The sequence below is a fragment of the Streptomyces sp. CA-210063 genome, from assembly GCF_024612015.1.
Taxonomy (GTDB): Bacteria; Actinomycetota; Actinomycetes; order Streptomycetales; family Streptomycetaceae; genus Streptomyces.
On sequence record NZ_CP102512.1, the window covers coordinates 10,256,587 to 10,268,896 of the forward strand.

Annotated in this window: 11 protein-coding genes; 6 read left to right on the top strand and 5 right to left on the bottom strand. The window is 72.2% G+C overall.

The window, feature by feature from the left end:
• Positions 1 to 654, top strand: coding sequence for a hypothetical protein (locus JIX56_RS44685; protein WP_257549773.1), 654 nt, complete (start codon positions 1 to 3; stop codon positions 652 to 654).
• Positions 647 to 1,651 carry a serine/threonine-protein kinase gene (locus JIX56_RS44690; protein WP_257549775.1) on the top strand — a complete coding sequence of 335 codons (1,005 nt, stop codon included), beginning with the start codon at positions 647 to 649 and terminating at the stop codon, positions 1,649 to 1,651. Before JIX56_RS44685 ends, JIX56_RS44690 begins: the two co-directional genes overlap by 8 nt.
• On the opposite strand, the gene JIX56_RS44695 is transcribed toward JIX56_RS44690, so the two are convergent.
• Both JIX56_RS44695 and JIX56_RS44700 read right to left on the bottom strand, forming a co-directional pair.
• Positions 1,623 to 2,087 carry an RpiB/LacA/LacB family sugar-phosphate isomerase gene (locus tag JIX56_RS44695; RefSeq protein ID WP_257549776.1) on the bottom strand — a complete coding sequence of 155 codons (465 nt, stop codon included), beginning with the start codon at positions 2,085 to 2,087 and terminating at the stop codon, positions 1,623 to 1,625. The two genes, JIX56_RS44690 and JIX56_RS44695, sit on opposite strands and share 29 nt — an antisense overlap.
• Positions 2,088 to 2,119: 32 nt before the next feature.
• Positions 2,120 to 2,575 carry a MarR family winged helix-turn-helix transcriptional regulator gene (locus JIX56_RS44700; RefSeq protein ID WP_257549777.1) on the bottom strand — a complete coding sequence of 152 codons (456 nt, stop codon included), beginning with the start codon at positions 2,573 to 2,575 and terminating at the stop codon, positions 2,120 to 2,122.
• Positions 2,576 to 2,766: 191 nt separating this feature from the next.
• On the opposite strand from JIX56_RS44700, the gene JIX56_RS44705 reads away from it, so the two are divergent.
• Positions 2,767 to 4,230 (top strand): MFS transporter, encoded by a 1,464-nt coding sequence (locus tag JIX56_RS44705; protein WP_257549778.1) that lies wholly within the window; start codon positions 2,767 to 2,769, stop codon positions 4,228 to 4,230.
• A gap of 186 nt (positions 4,231 to 4,416) precedes the next feature.
• Here JIX56_RS44705 and JIX56_RS44710 read toward each other — a convergent pair whose 3' ends face one another.
• Positions 4,417 to 5,466, bottom strand: a complete 1,050-nt coding sequence (locus JIX56_RS44710; protein ID WP_257549779.1) for an ABC transporter substrate-binding protein — start codon at positions 5,464 to 5,466, stop codon at positions 4,417 to 4,419.
• Positions 5,467 to 5,572: 106 nt separating this feature from the next.
• A complete protein-coding gene (locus JIX56_RS44715) occupies positions 5,573 to 7,135 on the bottom strand; it encodes an amidohydrolase (RefSeq protein ID WP_257549780.1) in 1,563 nt (520 codons plus the stop codon).
• A 253-nt stretch (positions 7,136 to 7,388) separates the two neighbouring features.
• Here JIX56_RS44715 and JIX56_RS44720 point away from each other — a divergent pair, with 253 nt between their 5' ends.
• Genes JIX56_RS44720 through JIX56_RS44730 form a run of 3 tightly spaced genes read left to right on the top strand, consistent with a single transcriptional unit; the run spans position 7,389 to position 12,042 of the window.
• A complete protein-coding gene (locus JIX56_RS44720; RefSeq protein WP_257549781.1) occupies positions 7,389 to 9,101 on the top strand; it encodes an ABC transporter transmembrane domain-containing protein in 1,713 nt (570 codons plus the stop codon).
• Positions 9,098 to 10,975: an ABC transporter ATP-binding protein gene (locus tag JIX56_RS44725; RefSeq protein WP_257549782.1), complete on the top strand. Its 1,878-nt coding sequence runs from the start codon at positions 9,098 to 9,100 to the stop codon at positions 10,973 to 10,975. Before JIX56_RS44720 ends, JIX56_RS44725 begins: the two co-directional genes overlap by 4 nt.
• Positions 10,975 to 12,042, top strand: coding sequence for an iron-siderophore ABC transporter substrate-binding protein (locus JIX56_RS44730; protein ID WP_257549783.1), 1,068 nt, complete (start codon positions 10,975 to 10,977; stop codon positions 12,040 to 12,042). Before JIX56_RS44725 ends, JIX56_RS44730 begins: the two co-directional genes overlap by 1 nt.
• Before the next feature lie 58 nt (positions 12,043 to 12,100).
• Here JIX56_RS44730 and JIX56_RS44735 read toward each other — a convergent pair whose 3' ends face one another.
• Positions 12,101 to 12,310 (bottom strand): MbtH family protein, encoded by a 210-nt coding sequence (locus JIX56_RS44735; protein ID WP_257549784.1) that lies wholly within the window; start codon positions 12,308 to 12,310, stop codon positions 12,101 to 12,103.

Genomic DNA, 12,310 nt, shown 5'->3' on the forward strand with positions numbered 1-12,310 from the left:
ATGACGACCCCCGGATTCCTCCCCACGCACGTCGTCCCGCCGGGCGGGCTGCCCGCCTGGGAGATGCCCGACCCGTCCCGTCCCACCGTGGCCCTCGACCCGCTGCTGCCCGTCCAACTCCTCGACCGGCGCGGCGACTGGGGCCAGGTCCTGTGCGCCAACGGCTGGTCCGCCTGGGTCGACGGCCGCCTCCTCGTCGCCGTACCCCAGGACCCGCCCGCCGCCGGCACCGCGGACACCCGCACAGCCGACCCGCGCCCCCTGCTGGCCCGCGTCGAGGAGGCCCTGACGCGCTACCGCACCGAGGCCGAGGCACTGGCCGCCGGACATCGCGACGGGGAGACCTTCCGCGACCGTACGAAGGGACTGCGGATCGGCGTCGTCGTCGACGGTGAGTCGCTGTGGCTGTTCGACTCCGCGCACGAACGGTGGGTGTACTGCGACGGGGCCCGGCTGAGCACGTTCGCCGTGGCCGAGCGACCGCACGAGGACCCGGTCGCCCCGCGCGTCCCACCGGCCGCCGCCGCGGATCCGGAGCCGACCCGGGTCGTACGCGGACCCGAACGCGAACCGCCCGACCACCGGCCGCCCGACCCCCACGCGGGCGATCACGAACCCACACGGCTGCTCCCACCTGTGACACCCGATGGATGAGACGCGACCGTTCGCGGGGCGCCCTTCCGAGCTGGTCGGACGGCAGATCGCGAGCTACCGCATCGAGCGGGAGATCGGCCGGGGCGGAATGGCCGTGGTCTACCGGGCGAGGGACCTGCGCCTGGACCGGACGGTCGCGCTGAAGCTGCTCGCCCCGGAACTGGCCCGCAACGACACCTTCCGGCTCCGTTTCACACACGAGTCACGGGTGGCCGCCGCGATCGACCATCCGCATATCGTGCCGGTCTTCGAGGCGGGGGAGACGGAGGGGATCCTCTACATCGCCATGCGGTACGTCGCCGGACGCGATCTGCGGCATCTCCTGGACCGGCAGGGCCCGTTGCCGGTCGCCACCGCGACCCGGATCGCCGGCCAGGTCGCCTCCGCGCTCGACGCCGCGCACGATCACGGTCTGGTGCACCGGGACGTGAAACCCGGCAACATCCTGGTCGCGCGGGGCACCGACAGCGACCATCCCGAGCACGTCTATCTCACCGACTTCGGTCTGACGAAGAAGTCGCTGTCCCTGACGGGCTTCACGACCGTCGGCCAGTTCGTGGGGACACTCGACTATGTGGCGCCGGAGCAGATCTCGGGCAAGCCCGTCGACGGCCGCTGCGACGTCTACAGCCTCGCCTGTGTCGTCCACGAGACGCTCGCCGGCCGGCCGCCCTTCCAACGGGACGACGACATGGCCCTGTTGTGGGCCCACCAGTACGACGAGCCACCGCCGCTGACCAGTGCGCGCCCCGGTCTGCCGCCGGCCGTGGATCACGTCCTGGCGACGGCGTTGGCCAAGTCCCCGGACGACCGGTACGACTCGTGTCTGTCCTTCGTGGCCGCGCTCAGGGCCGCCGGTACGACGCGTGGCTTCACGCCGGGGCACGCGCCGACCCGCGTGGTCGCGACCACGACACCGGGACCGCCCGAACCCCCGCCGGAACCGCCCCTGTGGGCCATGCCCGTCTTCACCCGGCCGGGTCGGCCCCCCGGCTGACATCGAGCCGCTCGACGCGGGCCACGTTCTCCCGGTCGTCGGCGTCCTGGCTGGCCTCGGCGGCGAACCAGGCGTCGAGGATCTCCTTGAGCAGCGGCTCGGAGGTCAGGCGCAGACCGATCGCCAGCACATTGGCGTCGTTCCAGCGGCGGGCGCCGTCCGCCGTGTACGCGTCCGTGCACAGGGCGGCCCGTACGCCGGGCACCTTGTTCGCGGCGATCGACGCGCCGGTGCCCGTCCAGCAGCACACGACGGCCTGGTCCGACACGCCGGACGCGACCTCGCGGGCCGCCGCCTCCGAGCAGGCCGCCCACTGGGGGTCGTCCCCGGTGCGCAGCGCGCCATGGGTCAGCACGTCGTGGCCCCGGGCGCGCAACTCCGTGAGGAGGAAGCGGGCGACGGGCTCGTCCATGTCCGAGGAGACGGAGATCCGCATGTCTCCGAGGCTACCCGCCTCCCGGACACCGGCTACGGGCGCGGCCAGGGCTTGCCGGCCAACCGCTCGATGCTCGTGTTGAAGCGTTCGAGGTAGTCGGCGAACCCGGCGATGTCCTCGTCGGACCAGCCCGCCAGCACCATGGCGAGGGTGCGGACGTTGCCCTCCCGCTCCTCGTCCAGGCGCCGCTCGCCTTCCTCGGTGATACGGAACTTGCGTGCCACGCCACCCTCCGGGTCGAGGGTGTGCTCGACCAGCCCGGCCCGCAGGGCGGCGGCGGTCTGCCGCCGCAGGGTGGAGGCGTCGAGGCCGAAGGCGTCGCTCAGCTCACCGATGGACATCGGCCCCTCGACACGGATACGGCTGAGGAGGATGTACGCGCTGCGCTCCAGCGTGGAGTCCTTGCGGCGCCCCTTGCTCTTGCTCAGATGCTGGTAACGCCCGAGCAGCATGTTCTCGTACTCGACCCGGCGCGTCGGCTCTTCCACGGTCGCCTACCTCCTCGTTGCGGATACCGCCAGGGCGATCTTTGCATCCCGCCGGTCCGCCCCTGCCGCGTAAGGCATCGTACCCATGCTGTGCATGATGCACGAGACATGTCATCTACATGGCACATGTATGCTGCACGCCAGGTGCATGACGTATGCCCGGACGCCGGTTCACCGCACGGAGGAATCCCTTGACGGCCAACCCCCCGCCCACCGCCCGCTCGGGAGGCGTCATCGCGACGCTGGCGCTCGCCGGCATCGTCGCCGCGATCATGCAGACACTGGTGACACCGCTGCTCACCGAGCTGCCCACGATCCTCGACACCAGCGCGGCGAACGCCTCCTGGGTGATCACCGCGACGCTGTTGACGGGCGCGGTCTTCGGTCCGATCGGCGGGCGCCTCGGCGACCTCCACGGCAAACGGCGCATGCTCCTGGTGTGCTGCGCGCCGCTGATCATCGGCTCGGTGGTCTGCGCGCTGTCCTCGACCGTCGTGCCGATGATCGTGGGCCGGGGACTTCAGGGCATCGGCATGGGTGTGGTGCCGCTCGGTATCAGCCTGCTGCGTGATGTCATCGCGCCGGAGAAGCTCAGCGGCTCCATCGCCCTGGTCAGCGCCTCCCTCGGCATCGGCGCCGGCCTCGGCCTGCCGATCGCGGCCGCCGTCGCGCAGTACGCCAGCTGGCGCGTGCTGTTCTGGGGCTCCGCCGGTCTGGCCGTGGCGGTCACCACCATGATCTGGTTCCTCGTCCCCGAGACCCCGGCAGGCGCCAAGGGGCAGCGCTTCGACTTCGTCGGCGCCTTGGGCCTCGGCGGCGGCGTGGTGTGCCTGCTGCTCGGGGTGTCCAAGGGTGCGGACTGGGGCTGGGGTTCGGCGACCACGCTCGGCCTGTTCACCGGCGCCGCCGTACTGCTGCTGTTCTGGGGCTTCTGGGAACTGCGCACCCGCGAGCCGCTGGTCGACCTGCGCACCACCGCCCACCCGCGCGTGCTGCTCACCAACGTGGCCTCGATCCTCGTCGGCTTCGGCATGTACGCGCAGTCGCTGATCACTCCTCAGCTCCTCAGGTTGCCTGAGGCCACCGGCTACGGTCTGGGCCAGTCGATGCTGGCGATGGCGCTGTGGATGGCCCCGGCCGGGCTGATGATGATGGCGCTCTCGCCGCTCGGCGGAAAGCTCACCAACGCCCGCGGTCCCAAGTTCACGCTGGTCACCGGCTCCCTGGTGATCGCCACCGGCTACAGCCTGTCGCTGGCCCTGATGGGCTCGACCTGGGGGCTGCTGATCGTCGCCCTCGTCGTCAGCTCCGGCGTCGGTCTCGCGTACGGCGCCATGCCCGCGCTGATCATGAGCACGGTGCCGCTGTCCGAGACCGCCTCCGCCAACAGCTTCAACACCCTGATGCGCGCGCTGGGCACCTCCACCGCCGCCGCGGTCGTCGGCGTGGTCCTCGCCCAGATGACCACCACCCTCGGCGGCTTCAGCCTGCCCTCGGAGGACGGCTTCCGCACCGGCCTGATGATCGGCGGCGCCGCCGCCCTGGTCGCAGCCATCGTCGCGGTGTTCATCCCCGCCGCCCGGGTCGCCGCCACCGAGACCGACCCCGAGGAGCAGCAGCCGAGCACGGCCGAGGCACCGGCTTCGGCCGCGTAGCGAACCGGCCCCTCGAATGCGCCCATGGGCCGGGGGCCGGTCAGTGTTCATCGGCGAACCCCCCGACCGGCCACGACCCGATCCTCGACTTCTCGCGGGCCGTGGCCGGCACGATGTTCTTCGTGCCCTCGGCGGACTTCCCGCGCGCCATCCCGGCCCGCCGCGCGTCCGACTGAGCGCCTTGCCTCAGGCCTTGAGCTTCTTCGACGCGGTGACGGCGGCGGCGAGGCGTTCGACGACGGGGGCGAAACCGGCGTAGCTGAAACGCTCTTCCATCGACCAGGGAGTGGTCTGACCGGCCTTGACGGCGGGCAGTTCACGCCAGGTCGCCTTCTCGGCGAGCTGCTCCTCGGTCATGGCGGCGGAACGGTTGTCGACCATGATGAGATCGGCGTGGTACTTGTCGGTGTTCTCCCAGCTGAGGAACTCCCAGAAGCCCCACTCGTCGGACTTCTGGCCCTCGACGAACTCCACGCCGAGATCCTTGAAGTGGTGCAGGTCGCTGTAGGAGTCGGGGACGGCGACATAGAAGTTCTCGGCGTCGCCGGTGATCGCCATCACCTTGAGGCCACCGCTCGCCTCGGCCGCCGCTCGCAGGGTGTCGGCGGCCTTCTCGAAGCGGGTCTTGGCGTCGGTGACCTTCTTGGCGCCCAGGTCGGCGCCGAGCGACTCGGCCAGCTCCGCCGTCCGCTCGAGCGGGTTGAGCAGTGAGGTGCGGGCGATGCTGATGCCGACCGTGGGGGCGAGCGCCTCGATCTTCTTCTTGCTCTCCTCCGGGACGTACCAGAGGTCCGGCGCCGGGAACATGTTGCTGATCAGCAGGTCGGGCCGGAGGGCCGCGTACTTCTCGACGTTGAACTGGCCCCACGCGGTGCCCAGGCTGGTCAGTTCGGCCACGTCCATGTCGCCGGCCTGCGGGTTCGGCTTGCCGTTCACCGGATCGGTGGGGCCGAAGACGCCCTTGCACTCGATGCCGTAGTCGTAGAGCGCGGCGGCGGTGCTGACGAACGCCACGATCGTCTCGGGCCGTTCGTCGATGCGGACCGTGCGGCCGCGGTCGTCCTTGAACGACCACGGTCCGCCGCCGCTCGCCTTCGGGTCGGAGGCGCTGTCGTCCCCGCTGTCGCCGCCGCAGGCCGAGAGGAACGGCGTGAGGGCGAGTGCCCCGCCGGCCGCGAGCAGGCTTCGGCGCGACGGGGCCGGGAGGCTCGTACGGGCAGCGGGGGTGCGGGACATGGTGGGCAGGACTCCTTCACGGGGAAGAGAGGGGCTGTGCACAGCAATTGATAAGGGAAGGCTAACCTAATTGCCGTCGAAGAGTGGCCCTCCGACTGCCCCTTCGTCAGAGCTCGTCCTCGCCCTCGACGAACGTCCGCACCACTTCGATCTCCCCGATCCGCGACACGTCCACCCGGCGCGGATCATCGCCCAGGACCACGAGGTCGGCCCGCTTGCCGGGGGTGAGGCTGCCGGCGTCGGCCTCCCAGTGGCAGGCGCGGGCGGCCTCGACGGTGTACGCGCGGAGTGCCTCGTCCACCGTGATCGCCTCGTCCGGGCCGATGAGGCGGCCGGACTCCGAGGCCCGCTCGACCATGAACTGGACGGCCCGCAGCGGGGCGCCGTTCGCGACAGGGCGGTCCGAACTGCCCGCGACCCGGATCCCGTGGTCGAGGAAGCCCCGGCCCCGGTAGAGCCAGCCGGCCCGGTCCTCACCCATGATCGTGGCGTAGTCGTCGCCGTAGTAGCGCAGGAAGCTCGGCTGGATGACGACGGTGACGCCGAGCGCGGCCAGCCGGGGGAGCTGGTCGGGGCGGACCAGGCCCGCGTGCTCGACACGGTGGCGTACCTCCGGGCGCGGGCTCAGCTTCTGGGCCTTCTCCAGCGCGTCCAGGGCGACATCGAGAGCCCGGTCGCCGATGGCGTGCACCGCGAGCTGCCAGCCGGCGAGATGGCCCTCGACGATCGTGCTCTCCAACACCTCGGGCTCGTGCATGAGTTGACCGGAGCCGTCGGTGCCCAGGTAGGGGCTGGTGAGGGCCGCCGTACGGGCCATCATGCCGCCGTCGGTGAAGATCTTGAGCGCGCCGAGGGAGAGCGTGCCCTCGCCGAAGCCCGTCCGCAGGCCGAGGTCGATCGCCCGGCTCGTGGTGTCCTCGGCGTCCGCGCCGACCGGGCGCAGCGCGTCGGCCGCCACCATCAGCCGTACCCGCAGCGGCAGTCGGCCCGACTCGTGCGCGAGCTGGTACGCGGCGCCCTCGATGGGGCTGTGCCCGAAGAGCCGGGCCCCGACCCCCGCTTCGGCGCACCCTGTGATCCCCTCGGACCGGCAGACGCGCGCGGCGTGCTCGATCGCCGTGGCCAGCTCGGTGAGCGAGTGCGGCGGCCGGGACTGCAGCGCGGCCCCCATGGCGCCCTCCGCGAGGAAACCGTCAGGCCGGGCCACGTCCGCGGGGAGTCCGCTCAGCACAGCCGAGTTGACCAGGCAGGCGTGCCCGGAGAGGTGGCCCAGATACACCTTGCGTCCGGCGCTGACGGCGTCGAGGTCGGCCGCCGTGAGGGGGCGGTCGAGCGTCCGCTGGTCGTAGCCGCCGAAGTCCACCCAGCCGTCGGCGGGTGCCTGCGCCACCGCCTGGGCCACCACGCGGAGCACGTCATCGGCGCGGCGGCTCGGCGCGACACTGGGTGCCTTGGCCTTCAGGCCCGTCCAGGCCAGGTGCACATGGGCGTCGATGAAGCCCGGGAGCACCGTGGCGCCGTCCAGGTCCAGCGTCCGCCGCGCCAGAAGCCCCGCCACGTCCTCGTCCAGGCCGACTGTGCGCCCCCGCCAGATCCCGAGTTCCCGGGCTTCCGGGCGGTCCGGGTCCATCGTGACGATGCGGGCGTTGGTGATCCTGGTGCTGAGCACGAACAGGTCCTTCCGGTCGGGGCGATCGCGTCGGGGGAAGTCTCGGCTGGTCGCGTCGGTGACGTCTCGTCTTGGTGAACTGCCGTGATCCGTACGCCAGTTGACGGTTCGGTCGGTTAATGTCCCAGCGTTCGGGGGAGGTCGGTTCGTCCGGGCGGCGTTTCAGGGCTGGTCCAAGAAGACAAATGTAGTTAGCCTTACCTAAGTTTTCTTGTACGTTTCCTGTGTTGGTGAAACCGGTCCGGAGGGATGCGTGAGAAAGGCTGACCCGCCGGGACGGAGCGTTCTGTGGCGCGCGGTCGGCGCACAGCGTCGGGACGTCGTGCTGGGCGCGGTTCTGGGGATGGGGCACCAGACGGGCGAGGCCCTGGTGCCGGTGCTCATCGGACTGGCCATCGAGCGCGGAGTCGTGGACGGTGACGTCCCCGGACTGCTCCTGTGGCTCGCCGTCCTCGCCGTCGTGTACGTGGGGCTCTCCTTCAGCTTCCGCCTCAGTGCCGGAGCGGGTGAGCGCGCCTCCGTCACCGCCGCCCACCACCTCCGAACCCAGCTCGTCGGCCGCGTCCTCGCGCCCGAGGGCGGCGCCGAAGAGGGGCGCCTGCCGGGCGAGTTGACGAACATCGCCACCGAGGACGCCAAGCGGGTCGGTGCCGTCGCCATGGCGCTCATCGTCGCCTTCGCGGCGACGGCGGGCCTCGTCGTCAGCGCGGTCGCACTCCTGCGGGTGTCCCTCGTCCTGGGCCTGCTCGTCCTGCTGGGCACCCCGCTGCTGCTGTGGCTGGGCCACCTGCTGAGCAAGCCCCTGGAACGACGCAGCGAGACCGAACAGGAACGCGCGGCCCAGGCCTCCGGTGTCGCCGCGGACCTGGTGGCCGGACTGCGTGTCCTCAAGGGCATCGGCGCCGAGACGGCGGCCGTCGCCCGCTACCGGCGCGTCAGCCAGGACTCCCTCGCCGCGACCCTGCGCGCCGCCCGCGCCGAGGCCTGGCAGAACGGCGTCGTCACCATCCTCACCGGAACGTTCATCGCCCTGGTCGCCCTCGTCGGCGGCCGCCTCGCCGCACGCGGCGACATCGGCCTCGGTGAACTCGTCTCCTCCGTCGGACTCGCCCTGTTCATCGTCGGCCCGCTCACCGAATTCGCCTGGGTCAACGCCGAGTTGGCGCAGGGCCGCGCCTCCGCCGCCCGTATCGCGGACGTGCTGGACACCCCGGGCGCCGTATCCCCGGGACAGACTGCCGACGACACCCCTGCCCGTGACGACATTGAGGGACGGCTGACGATCCGCGCCCTCGCGTACGGCACTTTGCGCGGCGTGGACGTCGACATCGCCCCCGGCGAGACCGTCGGCGTCGCCACCACCGACCCCGCCGACGCCACGGCGCTGCTGCGCTGTCTCGGCCGCCGTACCGATCCCGCCGAAGGAGCGGTCGAACTGGACGGCACGCCACTGACCGCGCTCGGACTGGGGGAGGTGCGCGCGGCGATCCTCGTCGCCGAGCACGACGCCGACCTGTTCGAGGGCACGGTCCTGGAGAACGTCACGGCGGCGGCCGGCGCCGCCGCACCGGCGCGCGTCACGGCCGCCATGGCCGCCTCCGACACGGACGAGGTCGCCCGCGCGCTGCCCGACGGCGTCCACACCGCCGTGAGCGCGCGCGGCCGTTCGCTGTCCGGCGGGCAGCGACAGCGGGTCGCCCTGGCCCGGGCCCTGGCGGCCGACGCGCCGGTGCTCGTCGTGCACGAGCCCGCCACCGCCGTCGACGCCGTCACGGAGACCCGGATCGCCGCCGGGATCAGGGACGTCCGCCGGGGACGCACCACGCTCCTGGTGACCAACAGCCCCGCCCTGCTCGCCGTCACCGACCGGGTCGTCCTGCTCCACGACGGCCGGGTCGCCGCGACCGGCGACCACGAGCGGCTCGTCCACGCGTGCGCGGACTACCGTACGGCGGTCCTCACATGACCGAGCCCGCTCAGACCGCCGCGACCGCCGAGGCGGCACCCCGGAGCGGCAGCCGCCCCGGACCCGTACTGCTCCCCGTCGCCACCCCTGCCCGCACCCGGGCGGCCGTCGCCGAACTGCTGCGTCCGCACCGGCGGTTGGCGCTGACCGGGTTCACGGTCATGGTCGCCTCCACCGCCGTCGGCCTGCTCGTACAGCCCTTGCTCGGCCGGATCGTCGACCTGGCCGCCGACCGCGGTTCCGTCGACGCCATCACGGCCACCGCGGCGCTGCTGGTGGCGGTCGCCGTGGCGCAGGGTGTCACCGCCGGGTTCGGGCTGTCGCTGATCGCCCGGCTGGGGGAGACGACCCTGGCCCGGCTGCGCGAACGCTTCGTCGAACGGGCGCTGGCGCTGCCGCTGGACCGGGTCGAGAAGGCCGGCGCCGGTGACCTGACGGCCCGGGTCACCGCCGACGTCTCCCTCATCGCCGACGCCGTACGGGGCGCGCTGCCCGCGCTGGGGCGTTCGCTGCTCACCATCGTCCTCACCCTCGGGGCCATGGCCCTGCTGGACTGGCGGTTCCTGCTGGCCGCGCTGCTCGCGGTCCCCGTCCAGGCGGCCACCGCACGCTGGTACGTCACCCGCGCCGTCCCGCTCTACGCCGAGCAGCGGGTGGCGGCCGGCGCCCAGCAGCAGCAGATGCTCGACACCATCGGCGGCAGCTCCACCGCGCGGGCGTTCCGGCTGGAACGGGAGCACACCGAGCGGGTCACCGAGCGGTCCCGGTCCGTGGTGGCGCTGACCATGCGGGGCGTACGGCTCGTCCTCGGCTTCTACAGCAGGCTGCACATCGCCGAGTACATCGGGCTCGCCGCCGTCCTGGTCACCGGCTACTGGCTGGTCCGCGAGGGCTCCGCGAGCATCGGTACGGCGACTGCCGCCGCCCTGTACTTCCACAGCCTGTTCGGCCCCGTCAACGCGGCCCTCGCCCTCCTCGACGACGCCCAGTCGGCCATGGCGGGCCTCGCCCGGCTCGTCGGCGTCACGGACGAACCCCTGCCCCCGGCGCCGGACCACTCCGTCGAGGCGGGCGGCGTCGACGTCACCGTCCGGGGCCTCAGCCACGCCTACCTGACCGGCCACCCCGTCCTCCACGACATCGACCTGACGATCCGGCACGGCGAACGCGTGGCCCTCGTCGGCGCCAGCGGCGCCGGCAAGACCACCCTGGCCAGACTCGTCGCGGGCATCCAGCCGCCCACCACCGGCACCGTCCTGGTCGGCGGCGTCCCGCCCACCGAACTCGGCTCCGCCGCCTCCCGCACGATCGCCCTGATCACCCAGGAGACCCATGTCTTCGCGGGCCCCCTCGCCGACGACCTGCGGCTCGCCAAGCCCGACGCCACCGACGACGAACTACGGGCCGCGCTCGACCGGGTCGACGCCCTCGCCTGGGCCGAGGCCCTGCCCGACGGGCTCGCCACGGTCGTCGGCGACGGCGGCCACCGGCTGAGCGGCGAACGGACGCAGGCCCTCGCGCTGGCCCGGCTGATCCTCGCCGACCCGCCCCTGGTGATCCTCGACGAGGCCACCGCCGAGGCGGGCAGCGCCGGAGCACGCGCCCTGGAGAAGGCGGTCGCCCGCGCCGTGGACGGCCGCACCGCGCTGATCGTCGCCCACCGCCTCTCCCAGGCGGCGACCGCCGACCGCGTCGTCGTCATGGAGTCCGGCCGTGTCGTCGAGAGCGGCACCCACGACGAACTCCGCGCCGCGCGAGGCCCCTACGCCGCCCTCTGGTCGGCCTGGTCGGACGCCCGCGACACCGGCCCCCGGCCGGCCCCCGAGACCCCCACACGTACCGCTTCACAGGAACCCGAACCGAAGGACCGCTGATGTTCCGCTCCCGTAGAGCGCCACGGCTCGCCGTCGTGCTCGCCTCCGCCACCCTGCTCCTCGCCACCGCCTGCGGTGGCGGCTCCGACGACGCCTCCGACGCGTCGGACGCCGGCGCGGAGGCGAGCACGTCCGGCGACTCCGCCTTCCCGGTCTCCGTCGACCACAAATACGGCAGCACGACGATCAAGGAAGAGCCCCAGCGGATCGTCACCGTCGGCCTCACCGACCAGGACGCGGTCCTCGCCCTCGGCAAGGTCCCCGTCGGCACCACCGAATGGCTCGGCGGCTACAAGGGCGCCATCGGCCCCTGGGCCGACGACAAGCTCGGCAGCGCCGAGGCACCCACCGTCCTCAAGGACACGGGCACCGGCCCGCAGGTGGAGAAGATCGCCGCCCTCAAGCCCGACCTGATCCTCGCGGTGTACGGCGGACTCACCAAGGAGCAGTACGAGTCGCTGTCCAAGTTCGCGCCCGTGGTCGCCCAGCCGAAGGCGTACAACGACTACGGCGTTCCGTGGCAGGAGCAGGCCGAGAGGATCGGCAAGGCGCTCGGCAAGCCGGACGAGGCCGCCGCGGTCGTCAAGGAGACCGAGGAGACGATCGCGAAGGCGGTCGAGGAGCACCCCGAGTTCAAGGGGCAGAGCGCCGTGATGGCCACCCCCTACGAGGGCATGTTCGTCTTCGGCAGCCAGGACCCGCGCTCGCACCTCCTCACCGACCTCGGGTTCTCCCTGCCCGCGGACCTGGACAAGGTGATCGGGGACCAGTTCGGCGCCAACATCAGCAAGGAGCGCACCGACCTGCTCGACCAGGACGCCATCGTGTGGCAGGTCGCCGACGTCGCCAAGGACGCCGACAAGCTGCACAAGGACGCCTCGTACAAGGACCTGAGCGTCGTCAAGGAGGGCCGCGAGGTCTACGTCGACGAGGTCAGCGACTACGGCAACGCCCTGTCCATGGGCACCGTCCTCAGCCTCCGGTATGTCGTCGAGCGGCTCGTCCCCCAGCTGTCGGCCGCCGTCGACGGCAAGACGGACACCAAGGTGGAGCAGCCCGCGTCCTGACACGGTCGCTCGCGAGACGAGGAAGGGGCCGGTCGAGCGACCGGCCCCTTCCCGCGTGTCAGCCGTCCATCGACTCGGCCAGGCTGCGCGGCCGCATGTCGGTCCAGTGGGTCTCGACGTGCTCCAGGCACGACTGCCGCGAGTCGGGCCCGTGGACCACCCGCCAGCCGGCCGGCACGTCCACGAAGTCCGGCCACAGGCTGTGCTGGTTCTCGTCGTTGACCAGCACCAGGTAGACGCCCTCGGGGTCCTCGAACGGGTTGCTCAT